The 23,044-nt window shown below is 41.0% G+C and carries 27 protein-coding genes; 15 read left to right on the top strand and 12 right to left on the bottom strand.

Annotation, left to right across the window (positions count from 1 at the left end; all coding sequences use genetic code 11):
- The first annotated feature begins 8 nt into the window (after nucleotides 1-8).
- Nucleotides 9-407, top strand: coding sequence for a hypothetical protein (locus LCD32_RS16495; RefSeq protein ID WP_007497596.1), 399 nt, complete (start codon nucleotides 9-11; stop codon nucleotides 405-407).
- A 48-nt stretch (nucleotides 408-455) separates the two neighbouring features.
- On the opposite strand, the gene LCD32_RS16490 is transcribed toward LCD32_RS16495, so the two are convergent.
- Nucleotides 456-965: a hypothetical protein gene (locus LCD32_RS16490; RefSeq protein ID WP_060781512.1), complete on the bottom strand. Its 510-nt coding sequence runs from the start codon at nucleotides 963-965 to the stop codon at nucleotides 456-458.
- Between the two features lie 98 nt (nucleotides 966-1,063).
- On the opposite strand from LCD32_RS16490, the gene LCD32_RS16485 reads away from it, so the two are divergent.
- Genes LCD32_RS16485 through LCD32_RS16475 form a run of 3 tightly spaced genes read left to right on the top strand, consistent with a single transcriptional unit; the run spans nucleotide 1,064 to nucleotide 3,961 of the window.
- A complete protein-coding gene (locus LCD32_RS16485) occupies nucleotides 1,064-2,863 on the top strand; it encodes an ABC transporter ATP-binding protein (RefSeq protein ID WP_060781511.1) in 1,800 nt (599 codons plus the stop codon).
- A 1-nt stretch (nucleotide 2,864) separates the two neighbouring features.
- Nucleotides 2,865-3,434: a MauE/DoxX family redox-associated membrane protein gene (locus LCD32_RS16480; RefSeq protein WP_017360025.1), complete on the top strand. Its 570-nt coding sequence runs from the start codon at nucleotides 2,865-2,867 to the stop codon at nucleotides 3,432-3,434.
- On the top strand, nucleotides 3,431-3,961 hold the full coding sequence (locus LCD32_RS16475; RefSeq protein WP_007497592.1) for a TlpA family protein disulfide reductase: 531 nt from the start codon (nucleotides 3,431-3,433) through the stop codon (nucleotides 3,959-3,961). The genes LCD32_RS16480 and LCD32_RS16475 overlap by 4 nt, the downstream gene beginning before the upstream one ends.
- 236 nt (nucleotides 3,962-4,197) lie before the next feature.
- On the opposite strand, the gene LCD32_RS16470 is transcribed toward LCD32_RS16475, so the two are convergent.
- Entirely contained in the window at nucleotides 4,198-4,695 is a 498-nt protein-coding gene (locus LCD32_RS16470; protein ID WP_008343345.1) for a GNAT family N-acetyltransferase, read from the bottom strand.
- 127 nt (nucleotides 4,696-4,822) lie between these two features.
- Here LCD32_RS16470 and LCD32_RS16465 point away from each other — a divergent pair, with 127 nt between their 5' ends.
- Nucleotides 4,823-5,719: a M23 family metallopeptidase gene (locus LCD32_RS16465; RefSeq protein ID WP_008343344.1), complete on the top strand. Its 897-nt coding sequence runs from the start codon at nucleotides 4,823-4,825 to the stop codon at nucleotides 5,717-5,719.
- Between the two features lie 84 nt (nucleotides 5,720-5,803).
- Here the strand turns inward: LCD32_RS16465 and LCD32_RS16460 are convergent, their stop codons facing one another.
- The 5 genes from LCD32_RS16460 to LCD32_RS16440 all read right to left on the bottom strand — a co-directional run bounded on the left by LCD32_RS16460 (nucleotide 5,804) and on the right by LCD32_RS16440 (nucleotide 9,929).
- Complete coding sequence (locus LCD32_RS16460; protein WP_224564266.1) at nucleotides 5,804-6,151, bottom strand: P-II family nitrogen regulator; 348 nt, start codon at nucleotides 6,149-6,151, stop codon at nucleotides 5,804-5,806.
- Nucleotides 6,152-6,169: 18 nt separating this feature from the next.
- Nucleotides 6,170-7,378 carry an ammonium transporter gene (locus LCD32_RS16455; RefSeq protein WP_008343343.1) on the bottom strand — a complete coding sequence of 403 codons (1,209 nt, stop codon included), beginning with the start codon at nucleotides 7,376-7,378 and terminating at the stop codon, nucleotides 6,170-6,172.
- A gap of 193 nt (nucleotides 7,379-7,571) precedes the next feature.
- Nucleotides 7,572-8,312 carry an amino acid ABC transporter ATP-binding protein gene (locus LCD32_RS16450; RefSeq protein ID WP_008343342.1) on the bottom strand — a complete coding sequence of 247 codons (741 nt, stop codon included), beginning with the start codon at nucleotides 8,310-8,312 and terminating at the stop codon, nucleotides 7,572-7,574.
- A 10-nt stretch (nucleotides 8,313-8,322) separates the two neighbouring features.
- Nucleotides 8,323-9,000 (bottom strand): amino acid ABC transporter permease, encoded by a 678-nt coding sequence (locus tag LCD32_RS16445; protein WP_081832172.1) that lies wholly within the window; start codon nucleotides 8,998-9,000, stop codon nucleotides 8,323-8,325.
- Between the two features lie 41 nt (nucleotides 9,001-9,041).
- Nucleotides 9,042-9,929, bottom strand: coding sequence for a transporter substrate-binding domain-containing protein (locus LCD32_RS16440; protein WP_224564263.1), 888 nt, complete (start codon nucleotides 9,927-9,929; stop codon nucleotides 9,042-9,044).
- 176 nt (nucleotides 9,930-10,105) lie between these two features.
- Here LCD32_RS16440 and LCD32_RS16435 point away from each other — a divergent pair, with 176 nt between their 5' ends.
- Entirely contained in the window at nucleotides 10,106-11,497 is a 1,392-nt protein-coding gene (locus LCD32_RS16435) for an MFS transporter (RefSeq protein WP_224564260.1), read from the top strand.
- A 33-nt stretch (nucleotides 11,498-11,530) separates the two neighbouring features.
- Here LCD32_RS16435 and LCD32_RS16430 read toward each other — a convergent pair whose 3' ends face one another.
- The 3 genes from LCD32_RS16430 to LCD32_RS16420 all read right to left on the bottom strand — a co-directional run bounded on the left by LCD32_RS16430 (nucleotide 11,531) and on the right by LCD32_RS16420 (nucleotide 13,856).
- The gene (locus LCD32_RS16430) at nucleotides 11,531-12,130 is read right to left on the bottom strand and encodes an undecaprenyl-diphosphatase (protein WP_008343330.1); all 600 of its coding nucleotides are present in this window, start codon (nucleotides 12,128-12,130) and stop codon (nucleotides 11,531-11,533) included.
- A gap of 109 nt (nucleotides 12,131-12,239) precedes the next feature.
- Nucleotides 12,240-13,427, bottom strand: a complete 1,188-nt coding sequence (locus LCD32_RS16425) for an MFS transporter (protein ID WP_007497577.1) — start codon at nucleotides 13,425-13,427, stop codon at nucleotides 12,240-12,242.
- Between the two features lie 15 nt (nucleotides 13,428-13,442).
- A complete protein-coding gene (locus LCD32_RS16420; RefSeq protein WP_026050165.1) occupies nucleotides 13,443-13,856 on the bottom strand; it encodes a MarR family winged helix-turn-helix transcriptional regulator in 414 nt (137 codons plus the stop codon).
- A 347-nt stretch (nucleotides 13,857-14,203) separates the two neighbouring features.
- Between LCD32_RS16420 and spoIIID the strand changes: the two genes are divergently transcribed.
- The 4 genes from spoIIID (at nucleotide 14,204) to LCD32_RS16400 (ending at nucleotide 17,492) form a co-directional block, all read left to right on the top strand.
- Nucleotides 14,204-14,482: a sporulation transcriptional regulator SpoIIID gene (gene spoIIID, locus LCD32_RS16415; RefSeq protein ID WP_008343327.1), complete on the top strand. Its 279-nt coding sequence runs from the start codon at nucleotides 14,204-14,206 to the stop codon at nucleotides 14,480-14,482.
- Between the two features lie 185 nt (nucleotides 14,483-14,667).
- Nucleotides 14,668-15,669 (top strand): cell shape-determining protein Mbl, encoded by a 1,002-nt coding sequence (gene mbl, locus LCD32_RS16410; RefSeq protein ID WP_007497573.1) that lies wholly within the window; start codon nucleotides 14,668-14,670, stop codon nucleotides 15,667-15,669.
- 134 nt (nucleotides 15,670-15,803) lie between these two features.
- Nucleotides 15,804-16,643, top strand: coding sequence for a flagellar hook-basal body protein (locus tag LCD32_RS16405; protein WP_017360018.1), 840 nt, complete (start codon nucleotides 15,804-15,806; stop codon nucleotides 16,641-16,643).
- Between the two features lie 30 nt (nucleotides 16,644-16,673).
- Nucleotides 16,674-17,492, top strand: coding sequence for a flagellar hook-basal body protein (locus LCD32_RS16400; protein ID WP_007497568.1), 819 nt, complete (start codon nucleotides 16,674-16,676; stop codon nucleotides 17,490-17,492).
- Nucleotides 17,493-17,506: 14 nt separating this feature from the next.
- Here the strand turns inward: LCD32_RS16400 and LCD32_RS16395 are convergent, their stop codons facing one another.
- Nucleotides 17,507-18,562, bottom strand: a complete 1,056-nt coding sequence (locus tag LCD32_RS16395; RefSeq protein ID WP_060781508.1) for a tetratricopeptide repeat protein — start codon at nucleotides 18,560-18,562, stop codon at nucleotides 17,507-17,509.
- 219 nt (nucleotides 18,563-18,781) lie between these two features.
- On the opposite strand from LCD32_RS16395, the gene fabZ reads away from it, so the two are divergent.
- On the top strand, nucleotides 18,782-19,216 hold the full coding sequence (gene fabZ, locus LCD32_RS16390; protein ID WP_007497564.1) for a 3-hydroxyacyl-ACP dehydratase FabZ: 435 nt from the start codon (nucleotides 18,782-18,784) through the stop codon (nucleotides 19,214-19,216).
- Nucleotides 19,217-19,341: 125 nt separating this feature from the next.
- Entirely contained in the window at nucleotides 19,342-19,737 is a 396-nt protein-coding gene (gene mscL, locus LCD32_RS16385) for a large conductance mechanosensitive channel protein MscL (protein ID WP_007497563.1), read from the top strand.
- Nucleotides 19,738-19,929: 192 nt separating this feature from the next.
- On the opposite strand, the gene LCD32_RS16380 is transcribed toward mscL, so the two are convergent.
- Entirely contained in the window at nucleotides 19,930-20,340 is a 411-nt protein-coding gene (locus LCD32_RS16380; RefSeq protein WP_003215215.1) for a YwpF-like family protein, read from the bottom strand.
- A 117-nt stretch (nucleotides 20,341-20,457) separates the two neighbouring features.
- Here LCD32_RS16380 and LCD32_RS16375 point away from each other — a divergent pair, with 117 nt between their 5' ends.
- The 3 genes from LCD32_RS16375 (at nucleotide 20,458) to LCD32_RS16365 (ending at nucleotide 23,008) form a co-directional block, all read left to right on the top strand.
- A complete protein-coding gene (locus LCD32_RS16375) occupies nucleotides 20,458-20,814 on the top strand; it encodes a hypothetical protein (RefSeq protein WP_008343305.1) in 357 nt (118 codons plus the stop codon).
- A gap of 391 nt (nucleotides 20,815-21,205) precedes the next feature.
- Nucleotides 21,206-22,066 carry a Cof-type HAD-IIB family hydrolase gene (locus LCD32_RS16370; protein WP_208970838.1) on the top strand — a complete coding sequence of 287 codons (861 nt, stop codon included), beginning with the start codon at nucleotides 21,206-21,208 and terminating at the stop codon, nucleotides 22,064-22,066.
- Between the two features lie 153 nt (nucleotides 22,067-22,219).
- Nucleotides 22,220-23,008, top strand: a complete 789-nt coding sequence (locus LCD32_RS16365) for an STAS domain-containing protein (RefSeq protein WP_017360015.1) — start codon at nucleotides 22,220-22,222, stop codon at nucleotides 23,006-23,008.
- Nucleotides 23,009-23,044: the final 36 nt, after the last annotated feature.

Raw genomic sequence — 23,044 nt, 5'->3', positions numbered from 1 at the left:
GTGAACGCATGAGCATAACTCCAATTTCATTAGTAACAAATGCTATGCAGACGTCAAATAAGCGTCAAGCTGGCCATACATCAAATTCTTTTTTGACCCAAGCAGCGCAAATTGTTCAAGGCGACCATTCTCCAGAAGAGAGAAAGGCGTTATTTCAACAACTGACTTTAGTTCAGCAAGGAAAAGATTTAGAGCTTCATGTTTCTAAATTAAAGGAACTAGAGAAAGAGGTTCAAAAAGAGGGGTCGTCTTCTGTTACTGTGAATCAGCACGGTGATCAAGTTGACATTTCAAATGAAGCTCGCAGTGAGTTTGAACAAGCTGAGGAACAAACATCCGCTTCAAGCGAAGCTAATGAAATCGCTGCAGAGGAAAAAGGGAAGGATGTTCAGCCAAATTCACAATAATAAAAAATGAGGCATGTGTTTGATGCTCTTCACATGCCTCATTTATCTTTAGTTTGCAGCTAGTCTTGAATAAAGACCGTCTGGAAAAGGTGCTGCATATGAGATGGTATCATTGTCTTCTACCATGATGTAGAACGGAAACTCCTGAATTTGGAATGCGTTTATCAATTGTTCGTCTACCGGAATAATTCGCAAGTCTGTTTCGTTATCACGATATAATTCTTGGTCCTTTTTTTGCCCGTTTTTCAACAAAATACTCAATGAAACGTTTAGTTTACGCTGCTTTTTTGTTTCTAGAAATTGTTCGAGTGATGGAATGCAGTGCGGACATGCTGTGTCAGTGAAGATCAGTAATTGTTGTGTACGATTTGTTTGCAGCAGATCATTCATGTGAATGGGTGATGGCTGTTCGAGAAGTGGATGCGCAAGTTTCTGCCCCACGTGTTCTATAGGTAAGATGATAAGCTGCATCTGTTGTTTTAAATAGATGATAATTCCAGCCGTTAATAGAAGACTGCAAATCATAAGAGCGAGCTGCATAAGCAAAATTGAATTCATCGTATATCGTCCTCTCAAAGTGAAGTTACGCAAAGCTATCATATTACAAATATCAAAAATATGTCAATTATACTAAATGGTGTAAGGTGGAGCATCTCATGAGTACAGTGAACCATTGTTTATATGCAATCTCCTATACTTGGAAAAAAAGTCGTTCTTATCTTCTTTTAACTTTGTTCATTCAAATGATCGTTGGTTTTATGCCTTTGGCTAGTGTCTGGATTATTCAAACTTTGATTAATGAAATTATTTTATTTATGACGTCTTCAGGTGACATCCAAAAGGTTTTGTGGTTATTTGGACTGCAAATGGTCATTGTGATTTTAGGATATGGACTTCAATTCATTCTTCAGCTTAGTCAACAGAAAGCGACAAATCTGATTGGTCTGCATTTGAAAGGTGAATTGCTTCAAAAAGCGATAAGACTGCCGTTTATTACGTTTGAGCACCCGTCCTTTTACAATGAAAGTCAACGTGTGATGAACAGTCATCAGCATGTTCTCAGTATGGTGAGAAGTATTTTTACAATGATGAGCGCGTTGATTACTGTTGTATCACTTCTTATTTATATGATCGGTATTCATTGGGGCTTAGCGGTCATATTGTTCTTGTTTACCTTGCCTGTATTATGGATTGAACTTTTCTTTGGAGGCGCACGTTATCGATTAAATCGTTTGTTAACGGCTAATGATCGAAGAGAAATGTATGTATCTGATCTCGTCGCACAGCGAGATTCTTTAAAGGAAGTTCGTTTATATGGAATAGGGAATTATCTTCTTCAAAAGTGGAGAGGTCACTACATTAAAAGTGCAGATGAAAAATATAATTTGCTGAAACGCCAAGTGCGCTGGGAGATGGCAGGCGGGTTGCTCATGACATTGGCCTATGTGTGCTGTGGTTTATTGATTGTCTTTCTTATTTTTCAAAAAAAATTAGCTGCGGGTACGTTTGTTGCAGTGCTACAAGCTGTACAAAACATTCAAAGTGGGTTTCAAGATTTAACGAGGGAATGTTCTAGTTTATATGAAACGAGCCTATATGTTGATGAAATGAGAGCTTTTCAAAAGAGAGAAGAGGAAATGCATGAACAGACGGAAGAGGCAGCGTCGCTTCAGGGAATTGAGCATATCCAGTCCATTACATTAGACAATCTCTCTTTTACTTATCCGAATATGAAAAAACCAGCGATTGAGCATATTCATTTTCATATGAATAAAGGTGAACGAATTGCATTAGTAGGAGATAATGGGTCCGGTAAAACCACTTTAATCAAATGTTTAACCGGCTTATACGATCCAGATCAACAGAATATGCACAAAGTCAATGGAGAGGATATTTCCACCATCCATAAAAAGACCTATCATGCGAGAATGGCTGTTCTTTTTCAAGATTTTATGAAGTACGAGTTCACTGTGAGAGAAAACATAGGGTTTGGCCGTATTGATGATATAGAAGAGGAAGAGCGGTTGATTTCAGCCGCCCGTCAAGCAGGTATAGAGAAAAGAATTAATGAAATGGAAGACACATATGATGCGCAGCTAGGTCGCTTTTTTGAAGAGGGACATGAATTGTCTGGCGGACAATGGCAAAAGCTTGCGATGGCGAGAACCTTCTTTAGAGAAAGTGATTTTATTATTTTAGATGAACCGACCTCTGCTCTCGATCCATTGTCGGAGATCTCACTCATTCGAAAGTTGTTCGATCATACGCAGGATCAAGGTGTTTTGTTTATTACACATCGTATGGGAGCGGCCCGCTTAGCAGACCGTATCATCGTCATGAAAGATGGTGCTTTCATTGAAGAGGGCAACCATGATGAACTGATGGCATTACACGGAGAATACAGAAGGCTATACGAGGCACAATCTCAACTATTTCAACAAAAGGAGATGGTGTAAGGTGAGTGTCTTTTATTTCATAGGAGTCTATTTACTAGGAATCATTTTTGCAGGTGCATGGCTCGATAAAGCAAGGAAACAGAAGGCACATGTCCAGCAGATCAATGCTTATCGGCTGCTGCCGCCTTCTTTCGCGGCACCCATGTTTTATGTATTTTTGTTGATTGAGTTGGTTTGTACGATTCATTTGTTTATATGGAACATGTCTGTCCTGCCTGCAGTGGGCCTTACAGCCCTGTTATGTATTTACACTGGAGCGGTTACGTTCAATTTAATGAGGGGGCATCGTGATATTTCGTGCGGTTGTGGAGGATTACTGGAAAACGATCGCCTGCATTGGGGGATTGTGATTCGCAATCTGCTGATGCTTACTCTTGTGGCAGGGTTATTTTATGTACATCCTAGTGTTGAAATGATTTCATTGCGGTTGAAAATGATTTGTTTTCTCATTGCAGCGGCTGTCTGTTTGATCATAGCGGTCAGCCAAGAAATTGTGCTATTGAAGCGAAAGTGGATCGACTCATTCCAGATTGCAGATGGATCAATTATAGAAGGAGATAAAATGAAATGACAGATATTTTATTAATCATTGTGTTATTAATTGTCATTGCCCAGCTGGCTGTCGTGTTTTTGCTTGCCCGTTTTATCGGGAGATTTATGAATAAAATAAAATCTCTTGATGGAATTGAATTGAAGGAAGCGGATATTGGTGACCCGGCTCCGTTATTTCGCAGTTATTCGCATGTAGGTGAAAAGGTGATCTTGAAGGAGTATTTGCAAAATGGGCGAGCTGTGATGCTGTTATTTGTGAATTCTACTTGTATGACTTGTAAAAGTATTTTGTCTGATGTGCAGCCTCAAACTTCACATGATGATGCTCATGTGATTGTTATTAATGGAGATGAACAAGCCGATGATGCCTCGCTTCTTCAATTGCTGCCGGAGCAAGCTGTTTATATGCGCTCATCACAAATTATGGAGTTGTATGGAGTAACAGTTGTTCCGCAAGCGCTTCTGATTGATGAACATGGTATCATTCTGAAAAGAAAATCGCTTCAAAATGCGAAGCAATTTGAGCAGTTGGTGCATGCTTCATAAAAAAAGCGTCTCTTTCTTCAAGAGACGCTCCAGCGTGTAGACAAACCCTCGCATTCTTTGTCAGTCCTGCGTGCTGGTGCTCACGAATGTGAAATTCGCTCCGCGCCAGTACTCGTCCTTCCTCGGGCTGCAAAGGTTTTCTATCACGCTGAAAAGAAAACAAAGGGCTAAAATCAAGTTCATTTTAGCCCTTTGTCAACAATCTAAAGCGTCTCTTTCTTCAAGAGACGCTCCGTTTATAATTCTTTTCCTAAAATATCTAAGTCGTACCGATTGCCGTCCATTTCTGCGATGCGTGGCAAATGTCCCCAAGTCTCAAATCCGTGCTTCTTAAATAATTTGATGCTGGCTTCGTTGTGGCCGAAAATAAAGGCAAGTAACGTTCGGATGCCTAATGAGGGTGCCAATTCGAGCGCCTCTTGTAAGAACAGTGACCCTAAACCTTTTCCTCGATAGTTTTGGTTCAAGTAAATACTCATTTCAACAGTACCGTTGTATGCAGGTCTCCCGTAAAACGTTTCAAAACTGAGCCAGCCGTAGATATTTCCTTCCTCATCTGTTTTCACATAGAGAGGACGTTTCTCTGAATGATTCAAAAACCACTGACGGCGGTCTTCTACTGTAACAGGTTCTGTATCGGCCGTTACTTCTCTTGAAGCAATCGTTGAATTGTAGATATCGACGATCTCTTTGAGGTCATCTTCTGTTGCCATGCGGTTGAAAGTTTTCACCATATGTACCCCCATCTTTTTTCATTCATCATACATACTATTGATGCGATTGCGCAAAATAAAAAGAAAAATGATTTCGTGTGTATATATTTTTTGAAAAGTGTTCAGAATGTTGCTGAGGTGATGAAAAATGAGAGAGGAAGAAAAGAAACGTACTTCCAAAATCACAAAAGTTCAGCAATTTTTCCGTAAGCGCTGGGTATTCCCTGCTATTTACTTGGTCAGCGCAGCGGTCGTGTTAACAGCCGTTCTTTGGTATCAAGCTGTATCGAAAGATGTGAAAGACCAACTATCTGATGGAAATCAAACAGGACAAGAACAGCGTGATGATGCCGTTGAAGTTGGAAAGCCAATTGAAAATGTTGCTATGCCGGTCCAGAATTCTGAGAATGTTTCTGTCGTGAAAAAGTTCTATGAAGCAGATGCTGATCAAAAAGAAAAAGAAGCAGCACTTGTAAACTATAATAACACCTATACCTTAAGCAAAGGTATTGATCTTGCAGATAAAGATGGCAAAGTGTTTGATGTCACAGCTGCTCTTAGTGGAACAGTCGTTCAGGCGAAAAAAGATCCAGTTCTCGGTCACGTTGTTGAAATTGAACATGAAGATGGATTGTCTACTGTTTATCAATCGTTGTCTCAAGTGAGTGTAAAAGAAGGCGATGAAGTGAAACAGAATGATGTCATCGGTGCTTCTGGTAAGAATCTATATGGTGCTGAAAGCGGCAACCATGTTCACTTTGAAATTCGTATGGAAGGTTTAGCGCTTAATCCACTTAGCTTCATTGATAAGCCTGTTTCTTCCATTGAAAAAGCAGCGCAAGAAGTGACGGAAGAAGCAAAAGAACCTGCTCAGCCAAAAGCTGATGACAAAATGAAGGAACCTGCTGCTGACGATAAGGCAAAAGAGCCGACTGAAGAAAAATCTGAAGATAAGTCTGATGAGAAGGGGAAATCCTCTGATCAAGAAAAGTCTTCAGATTCCTCTAAAGACCGCAGTCAGTCAGAAGAAACAAAACAATCTTAATGTCATGTCAGATCCTCTGTGTAGATAAATGCACAGAGGTTTTTTTCTGTCTTTAAAAAACCTCCGCCATATGGCGGAGGGATGCTATAAGGCGGCAGGTCCTTCTTCACCTGTCCGAATGTTGATTGTATTTTCTATCTCATATATAAAAATCTTCCCATCCCCTGGTTCTCCTGTACGAAGTACCTTTTGAGCCGTTTCCACGACCTGTTCAACAGGTACTTTGCTTAAGACGATTTCGATCTTTAAACGTTCGTACACATTGCTTTCCTTTTTGACGCCACGGTATAGTTCCGTATGTCCCTTTTGTAATCCGCAGCCGTGCACATTGGAAAAGGTAATCGAGGTGACACCAATCTTTCCAAGCTCCACCTTTAATGTTTCAAAATTAGCTGGACGTGTGACAATCTCCACTTTATACATTTCGCTCATAGAGACACCCCTTTTTCTTTAATCTTGATATGCTTTTTCGCCGTGCATCGTTAAATCAAGACCGACTGATTCTTCTTCTTCAGTTGCGCGAATCTTGAAGAAGATGTTGACGACTTTGATGATCACATATGTGACAACTGCAACAAAGACGTATGTGGCCACGATGGCGACAACTTGTTTCCAAAGTAAGCTTGGATCGCCATAAAATAAGCCGTTGGCTCCGCCATCATTGACAGATGTAGTGGCGAAAAGGCCTGTAGCAATGCCTCCCCACGTACCGCCGATTCCGTGGAGACCGAATGCATCCAGTGCATCGTCATAGCCGAACTTGGCTTTGAGTGAATAGACGCCCCAGAAACAAACGATTCCGCCGATGATTCCGATGATGATCGAAGCGAATGGTGTGACAAAGCCTGCGGCAGGTGTAATCGCTACTAGGCCTGCAATGGCTCCAGAGATTGCACCTAGCATCGTTGGTTTTTTGTTGATCATCCATTCGACTAACAGCCAGCCGATGATTCCTGCAGCAGCAGCTGTATTGGTGTTAATAAAGGCATACATGGCGACACTATCTAATGTGAGGGCACTTCCTACGTTAAACCCAAACCAGCCAAACCAAATCACAGCTCCACCAAGAAGTGTGTAGATCAAGTTATGCGGAGAAGAACTTGCCGCTTCTTTTCGCTTCCCGAGAACAATGGCTACGACTAGACCAGCCACACCGGATGATATGTGGACGACGTTTCCACCCGCGAAGTCAAGTGCTCCCATTTCTCCAATCCAGCCGCCGCCCCATACCCAGTGTGCGACTGGAGCGTATACAAATGTGACCCAAAGGAGTGTAAACACGACCACCGCTGAGTAACGAATACGTTCAGCGAAGGCACCAGAGATAATGGCTGTTGTGAGGACGGCAAAGGTCATTTGGAACATCATGAACAATGAATGTGGAATTGTATCACTATATGAACCAGGTTCAAAGCCAACGCCTTTTAGTCCAACCCAGTCAAAGCCTCCGATCCATGCATTGCCTGGCGCAAAGGCCAGTGAATAGCCAAACACGATCCAGACGATAGAGACAATGGCTAGTGAGGTTAAGCTGTGCATTGTCGTACTTAACACGTTTTTACTTCTCACAAGTCCTCCGTAGAATAAGGCTAAACCCGGTGTCATTAACCACACGAGTAGTGCGCAGAAGAACATAAATACTGTATCACCCATTTGCATGCTGCATTCCCCCGAATCATTCAGAATTAATAGATTTCTTAATTCTTCATTATAGAGAGAAAAGTCATATATAACATATTCATGTAAGTTTATCTAACATGGTTTTTTGGTCATTATCAATATAAATGGATGAAAAGTTCGTAAAAAATGAGAATAAACGTGCATGAATCACGAAAAATAAAGGGCGTTTGACCTATAAAATCGAACTGAGAAACAATTTGGTTCGCTCCTCTTGAGGAGAATCAAATAATTCTGATGGGGTACCTTGTTCGACAATTCGTCCTTCATGCATATAAACAACTCGGTCAGCTACTTCTTTTGCGAAGCCCATTTCATGAGTGACGATGACCATTGTCATGCCTTCTTTGGCAAGACTTTTCATGGTTTGCAGCACTTCGCCTACAAGCTCTGGGTCCAGCGCAGAAGTAGGCTCGTCAAATAACATGACATCGGGCTTCATGGCGAGAGCTCGTGCGATGGCAACGCGCTGTTTTTGACCGCCTGATAGCTTTGAAGGGTACACTTTTGCTTTATCCGCTAGTCCGACTTTCTCTAATAAGACATTGGCTTCAGTTATCGCTTGTGCTTTCTTTGTTTTTTTCACCATGACCGGTGCTTCGATGATGTTTTCAAGCACGGTTTTGTGCGGGAAGAGATTAAAATGCTGAAACACCATGCCTATTTTCTGCCTCATTTCATTTAATTGATCTCGTTTTGGATGAACGGGACTGCCATCAATGATGATCTGACCGTCATTTTTTATTTCTAAAAAATTCATACAACGGAGCAAGGTGCTTTTCCCAGAGCCGCTTGCACCAATTAAGACGACGACATCATTTTCATATACAGTGAGATCGATATCTTTTAAGACATGCAGCTCTCCAAAGTATTTATTCAGTTTTTCAACACGAATGATCTCTTTTGATTCTGTCATGCTTCTCCTCCTAATGATCACTGACTGAAAGTTTCTTCTCAACGGTTTGCACAGCGAATGTTAACAGCAGGACAAGAACTAAGTAATAGACAGCCACGACAAGTAAGTACGTCATGTTGTCAAAACTGTTGGAGCCTTGAGTGGTGGCTATGTTAAAGAGTTCATTGACGCTGATGAAGGCAGCAAGTGATGAATCTTTTAAGCCGATAATAAACTGATTGCCGAGAGGCGGGAGGGCGCGCCGCATCGCTTGCGGGAGAATGATACGTCTCATGGTTAGAAATCGCCCCATGCCAAGAGAACGTCCTGCTTCTTTTTGACCTTGATCGATTGATTGAATCGCACCTCTAAATATTTCTGCTATATAGGCACCGTTATGGAAGGCAAGCGCAATAGAGGCTGCCCAAAAGTCGGGTATATTTAATTCTGTCAGCCCAAAATACAGGATAAAAATCTGCACAATGAGTGGTGTCCCGCGTACAAGGAAGATATAGGCATTTGCGATATAACCGAAAACGGCTACGTGGGATATTTTTAGTAAGGCAAAGAAAAGCCCGATGAACATGCCGATGAAAATACTGATGACAGTGAGTTGTAAGGTGAGCAGCATTCCTTCTAAGAAAACGCCTCTAGAATCAATCAGCGTTTGAAAAAAGTGTGATAAGGTAGGCAAAACAATCATCTCCATTTGAAGAAAGTGCGCCTAGAGAAAGGCGCACAATCGTGGTTTTAATCCTGTTTGACGGTAATATCTTCGTCAAAATACTTTTCGCTAATTTGTCTTAATGTTCCGTCTTTTTTGAGTGCATCAATCGCATCATTGATCTCTTTCATGAGCTTTTTATTGTCTTTAGAGACAGCGATTGCTTGCTCACTTTGCCCGAGTCTTTCTTGTGCTTCAATTTTAAGTTTTTTCTTCATGGCTTCTGCACCTGTGGCAAAATCAGTGACGACCGCATCGTGTTTGCCGTTGGCTAGTGCTTCTAAAGCGACAACATCACTGTCGTAATATTTTGGTTCCTGCCCGCTATGTTCTTTGGCAAGATCCGCATAGGACGAACCTTTAGAGACAGCGATTTCTTTGTTTTTTAAGTCATCTGCACTGTGAATATCTGCGCCGGGTCTTGTGAAGATTTGCGGACCAGAGTAGTAATACGGTTGAGAAAAAAGGACGTGTTTTTTTCGTTCCTCGTTGATGGTATGACTTGCAACGGCCGCATCAAATTTGCCTGCTTTGACGCCTTCGACGATGCCTGCGAATTTATATTTTTTCTGTACAGGCTCTAGGCCCATCTTGTCACTAATCGCATTGCCGACATCAATATCAAAGCCGGACATCTGGTTTCCATCCATGTAACTGAATGGGTGGAATTCACCTGATGCTGCAAAAATAAATTTCCCATCCTCCAAAATCGGTGACCCTTTCGCTGTAGAATTACGTTTATCTCCGTTCCCATTTGTTTCATTTGAACCGCACGAAGACAGAAGTAATACTGCAACCGAGAAAAGGGCTGGGACCCAAAACCGTCTTTTTTTAATAATAAGCTTCTCCTCCTTTTCAGCCGTTCTCCGTATAAGGAGAAAGTAGGCTTTTAAATATGTGTAGCATCTTACCATTTGTTCCTCATATTCTCAATTTTATATGCGCTTTTCCAACACTTGCCCTTTTTAGAATGTATGTCTTGCTTTTCGGAGAGAGAACTTGAATTGCTAAGGGTAAAAAAGGGAAATGAATCTCATAATAACGAGGAGATAGACAAAGAACGTGTATGTCAAAAGAAGGGGGCGGGTGTATGATCAAATGGAAAAACAACCGAAAAGTCTTTTTAACGGCGATTGCTTTTGGAACGATGTTAAATCCACTGAATTCCTCAATGATTTCTTTAGCCTTGCATCAAATTCAGCATGAGTTCGGATTGTCGTTTACGACGGTATCTTGGCTCATTTCAACCTTTTATTTGGCCAGCGCGGTCACGCAGCCGGTGAGTGGACGAATTGGAGATCATGTGATGAGCCGGAGAACTTTATTTTTATTTGGACTAGTTCTAGTGGCAGTCTCAGCCATTTGTGCGCCGTTTGCCCCGACTTTTGCGTTGCTGATTGTAATCCGGCTTCTTCAGGCGATTGGAAGCAGTGCGATCTATCCTTCAGGTGTTGGACTGATTCGGGATCATGTGAAGGAACGACAAGCTTCTGCTTTAGCGGTATTGTCTATTTTTGCTTCAGCGATGACAGCACTCGGGCCGACACTTGGCGGGTTTTTGATGACAATCGGCAGCTGGCCGGCGATCTTTTTAGTGAATCTGCCATTCATATTGATTAGTTTTTTTCTAGGCCTGTCCTTGTTTCCTAAGGAGAAGAAGAAAAAATTGCGTATTGGAGACACTGTCCGAAAGCTTGATTTGCCAGGGATGTTTCTATTTACAGTTTGTATTGTCCTTTTGCTTTCTTTTTTATTATCACTATCTGATGGTATTCAGTATGTGCAGGGCATTCTCTGTCTTGTGAGTGCGGGTGCTTTTATATGGTGGGAGCATCAGGTGGATGAGCCATTTATCCAAATTCGGATGTTCAGGCAGGAGAAACGGCTTTCACTTGTGTATGTGCAATTTATCATTTTAAATATTTTCTTCTATTGCCTCTTTTTTGGCTTGCCAAGTTATTTTCAAGATGAATTGGGCTGGCGTGTGGAGATGACGGGCCTCTTTATGCTTTGCATGTCTGGCGTGAGCATAATGGTATCGCCGCTGACTGGCAAGTGGGTAGATCGCGGCGATGAACGGCATCCTGTTTTGGCAAGTGCTGTGCTGATGCTGGCCGGCGCTTCCGCCATGACTTTCTTTTTTATTCCTGCGCCATTCTGGGGGAAAGGACTGGTTCTTGCTTTGCTTGGACTCAGTTACGGGATTGGAAATGTTGCGCTTCAAGCTGCGATGTTAAAAGCGAGCCCTCAACAAATGATTGGCACGACCTCTGGGCTTTTTCAAACATGCAGGTACCTTGGTTCCATTCTATCATCTGCCGTGCTTGGCATGCTGTTTGGTGAGGAAATTGCAGGTTCTCATTTTGACCAATTAGGCTGGACATTGATCATGATTTCTCTTGTCGGCATTAGCGTCAGCCTTTATTTTTCGAGTATGGTCAGAGGAAAACAAACAATGAAAAAAGCGGCTGGGATAAAGTAGAAGAGAGGTCTTCCATACTTTATCGCAAGCCGCTTAAGAGTTGGACAGGTCTGACCCTTGGTCCTTTTGCTTCCTTCTGAAAATTTTGCCCACAATGTTCTCGTAAAATGTCACGATACGGTCAATTGGAGAGTCAAAGAACTTCCATAATTTATTCATGATAAAGACAACCACAATCGATACGATCAAGCTGCCTAATACATCAAATGGATAATGATGACCGACCCAGATGCGGGAGAACCCTGTCAGTAATCCAAAAACAAGCAAAATATTGCCGAGTTTTTTATTACGGGATCGAATGGCTAGTGAAAGAGCCAGTGCACCTGTTGTGTGGTCACTTGGGAAGGAAGCGTCTGCTGAGTGCGGGATGAGTGTGTCGACTTTGTGCGCCACAAACGGCCGCTCTTCATAATAAAACAGCGTAATGGCAAAATTGACGATGAGTGCCACGATGCCTGTTACACCAGAAAAGAAGACATGCTTCTTAAATTTGTGATTACCTAAAAACCAGCAAATCAATAAGACGAGGGCATATACGAGAATGGCCTTTTTCGTAATGAAAATCATGGCCTGATCTAAAAACTCAGAATGATGAGCCATCCCGTGTATGACTTTAAACAATTCGTAATTCAAAACATCACCTATACTTTCGCTTAACGCCAACTATTTTTCAAAAGACCTATCTGTTCATTTGAAATATCCTATATTTTAGCATGTTTTCAGTGAAGTTTAAAACAGTATCCTATTCTGATAGGGAAACCTTTTGTGCTTTTGCTTCTTGCGGTTTTCGTTCGCTCCAATAAAAAACGCCCATGCTGAGTAACACGACAACGCCAGCAATGAGATATACATTTGAAAAATCTGTGAAGCTGACAAGCAGTCCGAAGACAAAGGATCCAGCGGCAATCCCCGTATCATACAAGGTAAAGAAAGTTGCTGTGGCGTAGCCTGTACGGTGTGCTGGTGAGTGCTGTATCGCAAGTGTTTGTAGACATGGCACCAAAGAGCCGTAGCCAAGGCCGATGACAGCGCCGGATAAAAGAAGCATGGTGGCTGTTTGTGTAGCGGTCAGCATCCATAAACCAATCGCAAAGAGAGCAATAGATGGGTAGATCACAATATGAGGCCCGACTCGGTCAAACAGTCTGCCTGTAAATGGACGTGATCCAAGCATTGCAGCTGCAAAAACAATGAAGAAATAACTGCTTGCACCCATTAGGTTCAGGGAATTGGCATAGACTGAAATAAATGAAATGATCGGCGAGTAACAGAAGGAGATAATGATTCCAACTGCTGCCGTTTTTAAAGCACCTTTTTCAAACAGGTGAGAAAAAGTGAATCGAAAGATGACACTTCCGCCGTTTTCAGGCTCTGGCTGTCTAATCAGCATCGTGAAAGCTGCGCCGATGGAGACGATGATGGAAAAGAGCAGAAATAAAGAATGGAATCCTACTTTTCCGACTTGATTCAGTGCGATAAACGGACCGATGACCACGGCGAGGTTCATCGACATCACAAAGTATCCAAGACCCTCTCCTCGTTTATGTTTCGGAATCATATCAGCTGCAATAGCACTTGCTACGGTTGTCAAAATGCTGAAGAAGATTCCTTGCACGAAACGCAACATGAGAAGTGTTTGGAATTGATCAATTGGAATGTATAAATAAGTGAGCAGGGCAAAAGCCGTTGAAGAAAAAATCGCCATGCGTTTCTTGCCGAATTTCTCAATAATGGCCCCTGAAAATGGTCTTGTCACAATTGCTGATAATAAGAAGACCGTCACAAGGAGGCCGCCCTGTGATTCTGTTCCATTTAATTCATCCATTGTGTATATGGGGAGTAGTGTCAAAAGGGCATAAAAAGAGGTGAATGTAAATAAATTCACCAGGACAATCATGATAAAGTCTTTTGTCCAAATGCGTTCGTTCATGGTGTAAGTCACTTCCTATTCAGTTGATAATTTGTGTAAAAGTGTATGGAGGAGTTGTTTTTCTTCGTAGGTAAAATCTGAAAGACATTCTTCTTCAAATTGTTCCATCGTCTGTTTGATTTTTTTAAACTTTGCTTTTGCATCGTCTGTCATGACGATGAGATTCTCACGTTTGTCTTTTCCTTGGACTCGTTTCACCCAGCCGTTTGCTTCTAGACGCGTCACGGTTCTGGTAATCGTCGGTGCTTCGACGTTCAAATAGGTCCAAATGTCTTTTTGCGTTTTAGGACCGAATGTATCCAAACAAAAAAGTACAGTCCACTGGGACATGTACAAGTCATAAGCAGCAAGCGCTTCGTTCGCTTTTTTAGACAGCAGCCGCGCGCTTTGATGTATTTGATGTAAACACTCTCTGTTTAACGTATCCATAGGCTCACCTTTATTCATTATTTATCTAGGTAAATAAAATCACCTTTCCTATTTTACGTGTTACACCGATGCTTGTAAAGTGAAAATTTTCGGCACTCGAAATGATTTTTTGTTTTGTCTTTTCTGATAAATCCCTTGTCCCATCTTCATTTTTAGCATATTCCCTATGCAATGCTAATACACTGTTACAAACCTGACAAAGAGAGTGTTTGAGGTGAGGGATCGTGTTTGGCATTTGCTACCTAATGGATGAGAAATTAAGACGAACAAGCGCCGCTGAAAATGGATAATATTGATACGGATCTCATTTCACACTTCTCACATCCATTTTAGGGAGGTCGAGTGGTGTGCACGATTACATCAAAGAGCGAACAATCAAGATAGGAAAGTATATCGTGGAGACAAAGAAAACCGTTCGTGTAATTGCGAAAGAATTTGGAGTCTCTAAAAGTACTGTACACAAGGATCTAACAGAAAGACTGCCAGAAATTAATCCAGATCTGGCTAACGAAGTGAAGGAGATACTGGATTATCATAAATCAATCCGTCACCTGCGAGGGGGAGAAGCCACAAAGTTAAAGTATAAAAAAGAAGAAATTTTAGAAGGTGAGCCTGTAAAACAGTAAGCTTTAGTTCTTTGTTCATAAACATGATATATATATCTTCCTCTTATCGGTAGTTTCTAACCACAAATTTTGTAAAGACTTTTGTAAAGAAATATCTTTTTTTCTGCAAATTATGATAGAATATATAATTAGGGCAGAATGTGGTATTTGCTATGGAAACAGATTTTCAAGGAGGATATATATAGATGTTTGCTAGGGATATTGGAATTGATCTTGGTACTGCAAATGTACTGATTCATGTCAAAGGAAAAGGAATTGTGTTAAATGAACCATCTGTTGTCGCTCTTGATAAAAACAGCGGGAAAGTATTAGCTGTTGGAGAAGAAGCGAGACGTATGGTTGGACGTACGCCTGGGAATATTGTTGCGATTCGTCCATTAAAAGATGGCGTAATTGCTGATTTTGAAGTAACTGAAGCGATGCTCAAGCATTTTATTAACAAATTGAATGTGAAAGGGCTGTTCTCTAAGCCGCGTATGCTCATCTGCTGCCCGACAAACATTACATCTGTTGAGCAGAAGGCAATCAAAGAAGCTGCTGAAAAAAGCGGCGGGAAGCATGTATTTCTTGAAGAAGAGCCAAAAGTAGCAGCAATTGGTGCTGGTATGGATATTTTTCAGCCAAGTGGAAACATGGTCGTAGATATTGGAGGCGGAACGACAGATATCGCTGTCATCTCGATGGGTGACATTGTAACCGCCTCTTCTATTAAAATGGCTGGAGACAAATTTGACCTGGAAATTCTAAACTACATTAAAAAAGAGTACAAGCTGTTGATCGGTGAGCGAACTGCAGAGGACATTAAGATCCAAGTTGCAACGGTATTCCCAGACGCACGTCACGAAGAGATTTCGATTCGTGGACGAGACATGGTGACAGGATTACCAAGAACGATTACCGTCACAAGCAAAGAAGTAGAAGAAGCATTACGTGAATCTGTATCTGCCATTGTTCAGGCTGCGAAACAAGTTCTTGAAAGAACACCACCTGAATTATCAGCTGATATCATTGACCGCGGCGTCATCATTACTGGTGGCGGAGCGCTTCTAAACGGGCTTGATCAATTGCTTGCAGAAGAGCTGAAAGTACCAGTTTTCGTTGCAGAAAATCCAATGGATTGTGTAGCAGTTGGTACTGGCGTGATGCTTGATAATATGGACAAGCTGCCAAAGCGTAAACTCAGCTAATGATTTCCCTCATTCTTTTTAGAAAGAATGGGGGATTTTTATTAAAGAAGCCTGCCAATATGCCGATATATTTCATAGAAGATTGTGTACTGATGATTTTAGGTCATGTGAAAGAATTTGAATGAGGTGAGCACGTGTTAAAAGGACTATACACCGCAACATCTGCCATGATCGCTCAAGAGCGGCGGACAGAAATGCTTTCAAATAATATCGCAAATGCGAATACTCCAGGCTATAAAGCAGATGAAGGGGCCATGCGCGCATTTCCAGAAATGTTGCTAAGCCGAATGGAATCAGGACGTTTCCAAACATCTTCAGGCAAAGGCTTTAGTATCCCGCAGCAAACGGCGATTGGCGGAATTAATACGGGAACATACATGCAGGAATTGATTCCTCAATTTACACAAGGAACATTAAAAACAACGGATCAAACAACTGATATTGCATTAGTAGAAAATAATGTACCCATCAACCCGGAGACAAATCAAAAGTCAGCGCTTTTTTATGCTGTGAATACACCAGAAGGCGTTCGTTATACGAAAAGCAGTTCCATTACATTGAATGATCAAAATCAGCTGACGATCAATGGACGTGCCCTTCTCTCCGTGACGGGCCAGCCGATTACCGTTCAAAGTGAGAATTTCAAAGTGAACGCAGATGGAACCGTGAGTGAAAACGGACAAAACCTTGGACAAATTGATGTACGTGTTGCAATGGATACAAGAAACCTTGCGCGTGAAGGAAATGATTTATACCGTACAGCTGATAACCAGCCTCTTCCAAGTGCGGTCAATAACGGTCAAATGTCCTATACATTAAGCCAAGGTGTATCAGAGCTGTCGAACGTTGATGTGACGAAATCATATACAGAAATGACAACAGCCTACCGCGCATTTGAAACAAACCAAAAAGTGGTTCAGGCATATGATAAAAGTTTAGAAAAAGCAGTGAATGAAATCGGAAGAGTGTATTAATGAAGAAATGAAAGAGAGAGGAGGATTCTCATGCTTAGAACGATGATCAATGCAGCTGTGTCGATGAACGAGGTGCAAAAGCAGCTTGATATCATTAGTAATAACATCGCAAACAGTGAAACAACAGGGTATCGTGCGAAAAACACCCGTTTTTCAGAGCTGGTCAGACAACAGTTTAATCAGGTAGATGAAAAAAATGAGCAGGTGGCAAACAGTCGTCTGACACCTGCTGGTTTAAGGCTTGGAACTGGTACGATGGTTAATGCATCCATTAACTCATTGCAAGGGTCTATTAAAGAAACAGGCCGTGACCTTGATGTTGCATTTGGTGCGCCATCTCAGTATTTGCAGGTCAATGCTGGCGGTAACATCCGGTATACAAGAGATGGCTCTCTTTATTTACAGCCAGGAAATAATCGGAATCAAGTCCAGCTGGTGACAAGCGAAGGCCATCCGATTCTTGACGAAAACGGGAATGAGATTGTCTTAAATGCGAATTTCCGTGATATTTCTATCGATAAAAATGGCCGGCTTACAGCTATTTCTCGAGGCAATCAACCGAATCAGCAGGTGAATCTTGGGGTTGTTCAAGTGAATAATTCTTCAGCACTCATCTCTGAAGGAGAAAATTTGTTCTCAGTCGACGGCAACTATCAAGGCGCTTTAACGGCACTGAATGGGGCAAACCGTCAGGCCATTCAACTTCAGCAAGGTGCACTTGAAACGTCGAATGTGGACATGTCTAAAGAATTAACAGACCTCATGACAACACAGCGTTCGTATCAGATGAACTCAAGAACCATTACGATGGGCGATCAGATGCTAGGACTCATTAATACCATTCGATAATGAGCAGGCGGATGTCAGCCTCTCATGATAAAAAAGGCGGCTCGCTCAAAGTCGCCCTTTTTTTTATAAAAATCTGAGACATCTGCAAGCAGATCTTCAAGATCAATCCAGGCTTCTTTTCGTTCAAGACATGTGACGAGTGTAGCAATCTGTTCATCTGCCTTGGGCGTTTGGCTGTAGAGAAGGAATAAAATTTGGAACTTGATTCTTAATAGATCAAATTGGGCATCAACGGCTTCTTTTAGCCCTTTTTGAATATACTTCATTCCTTCATCAGTTAAATTCTCTTTAAAGCAGGAACGCACAGTTTCATAGAGACACGATACATAGGAGTGGGCAGACTTCCGGTATGCTGGGAGCCGAAGCGCTTTTTTAAAGTATTCTAGTGCTTCCTTATGACGATTCTGTCTCGACTTGATAAAACCAGCGTCATAATACACGATACCAAGCAGTTCTTGGTCATCAATCATTTTCACGTATTCGATAATTTCAATAAAAATAGCTTCTGCTTCTTCATATTTTTTTTGATCACTAAAGTTAAGTGCGAGCACAATTTTGCACCGATAAATGCTGTGGATATCCCCGTGCTTTGCAAAGATATCCATGGCTTTTTCAACATGTCGAATGGATAACAGTGAATAACGGTTGTTATAATAAACACCACTTGTACGGAAATGAAACTCCGCTTCCTCAAGCTCATCGTCTAGCAGGGGAAGTTTTTCTTCTGCTTTTTCAAGATAATGAATGGCATCATTTTGATCGCTCTTTAAAGATTCGTATAAACCGAGAAAAAAGTAAAAATAATATTGCAGTTGATCGTTCATTTGATCATTGTGGAGCATGAGTTCATGCTTCAGTTTTTCTAAGTCTTCTGTTTGGTTCATCCAGAGCTGGTGCCGAAAAAGTATAAGCTGATAATGTAAATGAAGCTCCTGTTTCTTTGATAATCTACGTTTATATTTGGTTAAGGACGTTTTGATCTCTTCAGCCTTCGAAAAATGTCGATGTTTTAGCATTGTATACCACGAATGGAGAAGTTTTTTAATGGATTTATCGCTTATAAAATTCATTTTTACCCTCTTATTCAATCAATGATGTAATATATATTACCATATTTGTGAAAAAACGATGAGTGTAGAGTGGATTATATTTCATGACAATAGGTAATGATAGATTCTATTTTTTACCATAAATGTTGGCTGAACGTTGAAAAATGATTGCATTCATAATATACTTCAATAGGAATCAAATGAAGATCAGCGATATAGAAAAGAAGGAGAGATCAAGATATGCTTGATGCTCAGCAAATTCAAGACATTATTCCACACCGTTATCCATTTTTATTGGTTGACCGTATTCTAGAAGTTGATGGTGAGAAAAGAGCGGTTGGAATCAAAAATGTCACAGTAAATGAAGAATTTTTTAATGGCCATTTCCCAGGATACCCCGTCATGCCGGGTGTGCTTATTGTAGAAGCGCTTGCTCAAGTTTTTGGGGTCATCATGTTAGGTAAAGAAGAGAACAAAGGGAAAATTGGTTTGTTTGCAGGGATTGACAGCTGCCGATTCAAAAGACAGGTCAAGCCAGGCGATCAGCTACGTTTAGAGGTTGAAGTCACACGTCTTCGCGGTCCAGTTGCCAAAGGAAAAGCAGTTGCAACAGTAGATGGCGAAGTGGCATGTGAAGCAGAACTGACATTTTCTATCGGTCCGAAAGTATCGTAATGTGTCTGACGGTTCATCTTGTATGAACCGTTTTTTATATGGAAACATTCAGCCAAAGCGGATGAGGACTTGCTTTTTTGACAAAAAAACGTCATATTAGACAAAAAAGATGAAGGTGATAAACAATGCTGAAAGAATTTAGAGAGTTTGCCGTCAAGGGGAATGTGATTGACCTTGCTGTCGGTGTCATCATCGGGGGAGCATTTGGCAAAATTGTCACTTCTCTTGTGAATGATTTAATTATGCCGCTTGTTGGTATTATTGTTGGGGGGCATGATTTTAGTGGATTGTCTATTAAAATCGGTTCTGCTCAAATTTTGTATGGAAGTTTCATTCAAACAGTGGTCGATTTCTTGATTATCTCCTTTTCCATTTTTATCTTTATTCGTTATTTAAATAAATTAAAACGGAAAAAGGTAGAGGAAGAGGAAGTGGTTGAAACGCCAGATCAAACGGAAGTGTTGTTAACCGAGATTAGAGATTTATTGAAAAATCAAAGCCAATCGAAAGATGTGCAATAGAAAAAGAGCGGCTCATCCCGCTCTCAGCGTGTAGACAAACCCTCGCATTCTTTGTCAGGGCTGTGCTCCGGTGCTCGCCCTTCCTAGACTTCAAAGGTTTTCTATCACGCTGAAAAGGAAGACAAAGGGCTAAAATAAAGTTCATTTTAGCCCTTTGTCAACCATCTAAGAGCGGCTCATCCCGCTCTTTTTTTATGTGTTCTGTTTAAAAGCATCCAGCAGTTTTTCTCCTGATAGCCCCTCTTTGACGAGGTCTTTTAATACTTCTTCGGTTTCTGTTCTGTAACGATTTGTGATCATTTTACCGTCGAGTAATACAGATATGTTTTCTTCTAAGGCAACGATGTTTTTGACTTGGACCGATAGATGAACAGGGCGGTTGTTTTCTTTTGTAATCGTCACGAGAATCTTTACTTCTGTATGCTGCTGGAAGAGCACCTCAAACACTTGTCTATGCTTCTTTGGAATCAGTGCCTCGATCATCCAGTGATTTTCGCCATCTTCTTTATTAATGATTAAGCCGTCACGAAGGGGAATGCTGGACATTTTATCTTGCTTTGGATCAAGTTCGATTTTTAAATCAATCAGCCTAAAGGTTTTCATATTTATCACCTCACAAGCGTTCATTATTCGTAAGTATCATTATAGCATACAACATCTGTATAAATGAAACCGCTACCTACTCAGAACTAGCTGCATATAAGTGAAAGGAGATGTTTTATGGAGTCCTATCAACTTCGAAACATACATATTGGTGAGGAAAAGGAAAGCAATGTGAGGGTCTATACATGGGGAGACATTCTCTCATTTTGTGATGTGTATATGGAAGAAGGGGAGTCCCTCACTTTTCAATACGTGACAGACGATCAAATGGACTGTTTTGAATTTCAATTGTCCATTCATGATGGAAGGCTTTGTTTTTATTGGTTTGCGTGGGACGGGTCTGACTATATTCACATGCCTTCTAGTAATTGGATTCATTCAGATGTTTTTTATCAATTTATGAAAAATAAGTATTTCGTCAAACAAAATAAGATGATGTTTTATACGCAAGCGGTAAAAAGTAAAAATGATTGAGGAAATAAAGAATTTGAAGAACGATTTTGTCATTTTCGTTTTTTGTCTCTTGTGCTATTTCTCAGTAGACTAGGGTTAGCTGAAAGGAAAGGAGGCAAAAGGCAAAGGTCTAGCATCTCGCGGCCCCCCTCTAGCTATAGCTGATAGACTTTGCCTTGTACACATATTCACTGCGTAATAGTAGAACCAAGGTTTATTTGTATCAGTCATGTGTCCCCTGTGAATCCCCTTATGCGTATCCGGTCATGTAGAGTGACCGGGTACTCTTATATTCATTGATAAGCCGATCATCCCTTGCAAATAGTGGATACTCATTTCATAATGATGATGGATTTGATAAACGGAAGGTCAACTGAAAATGCAGGCAAAAAAGGAGAGACCGATGACAAACATTCAATTAATCGCAACGGATTTAGACGGAACTTTATTGAACAGTGAGCACAAAGTGAGTCAGGAAAACGAGCAGGCGTTAAAGGAAGCAGCAGCGAGCGGGATTGAGGTTGTCGTTTCAACAGGAAGAGCGTATTTTGATGTGAAATCTATTTTTGATCAGCTTGGGATGAATACGTGGGTCATCAGTGCAAATGGAGCTGTGATTCATGATCCAGAAGGTCAGGTATATCATTCGGCTGTTCTAGAAGAAGAAAAAGCAAAACACATCTTATCATGGCTTGAGGAGCGTGATTATTATTATGAAGTGTTTACGAATGAAGCCATTTACACACCAAACCGCGGCAGAGAGCTTCTGGCGATAGAAATGGACCGCTTAAAGAGTGCAAATCCAGAAACGGATCAGCGTGTTCTTGAGCAAGCGGCTGAAGTTCAATACAGCCAGTCAGGTTTTGCTTATATTGATACATATCAAGAATTGTTTCGTGAGGATCAGAAGCTTTCATTTTATAACATCTTAGGTTTCTCATTTTTTCAAGACAGATTGAAAGCCGGATGGGATGCGTTTGGACATGATTCTGAATTAACATTGGTCAGTTCGGCTGATCATAACTTTGAAATTGGTGCAAAGGAAGCGTCGAAAGGGCAGGCGTTAACCAGGCTGGCGGAAAAGCTCGGTATTCCATTAAGCCAAACAGCGGCTGTAGGAGACAGTTTAAATGATGAATCGATGATTCGGGCAGCTGGGGTTGGAATTGCAATGGGGAATGCGAGAAAGGATATAAAAGAATTAGCTGATCACGTCACGTTAACAAATGATGAACATGGTGTGGCACATATGATTCAACATCTTTTGAAATAATTGAATCGTATGTATTTGTATAAATGACATAGGATGAAGCGCATTCTACAAAAGAGGAATTCAGAACTACTTCTATTTACACCTGCTATGGAACATCATATAATTTAATTATGAATATAACCCGCTTGTAAGGAAGTTAAGGAGAGTAAACGAATGGCGCTGGAATCTTATAAGTCCGACAATCTGCATTTAATCAAGGAAGCCTTAGACTATACTCAGGTTGGCCTGACGGTGACGGACCCGTCTTTACCTGATAATCCTTTAATATATGTGAACAAGGGCTTTTTAGATATGACAGGCTATCAAGAAACCGAAGTATTAGGAAAGAACTGTCGTTTCCTTCAAGGAGATGAAACTGAACAGATTGCTCTCAAACAAATTAGGGCAGCCATTGAAAACAAAGAGGCTGTCACTGTACAGTTGAAAAACTATAAAAAATCTGGTCAAATGTTTTGGAACGAGTTAAGTGTGGCGCCTCTATGGATTGATGAAAATGAAGGGAAACGCCTTTATTTCGTCGGTCTGCAAAAGGATGTTACGAAAGAGAAGGAACAGCAAGAGCTTCTTGAGCAATCTATTGATGAAGTATTGAATATTTCTGTCCCGATTGTTCCGGTGAAGGATGGTATTTCTGTACTGCCGATCATTGGTACGTTAACAGCGCCAAGATTTGATAAAATCATCTCAACGGTCTCCACTTATATCTCTCAATCCAAAGACGATTACTTCATTGTGGATCTGTCTGGTTTATTAGAGGTGGATTCATTTGTGGCGGATGCGATCTTTAAGCTGAACGATTTGATTTTAATGACTGGCACTGAACTGATCGTGACAGGTATTAAACCAAATCTTGCGATGAAAATGGGAGAAATGAGAGAGGACTTCCGTGAGTTGAATACGTATATGAATGTGAAATCTGCATTGAAAAAGCTACAAATTTAAGCATTCCTTTATATGAGATTAAAAAAAGAGGACTTT

Source organism: Bacillus sp. RSS_NA_20 (assembly GCF_020165915.1).
Classification (GTDB): Bacteria; Bacillota; Bacilli; order Bacillales; family Bacillaceae; genus Bacillus; species Bacillus altitudinis.
This window is presented reverse-complemented; position numbering and strand designations above follow the sequence as displayed.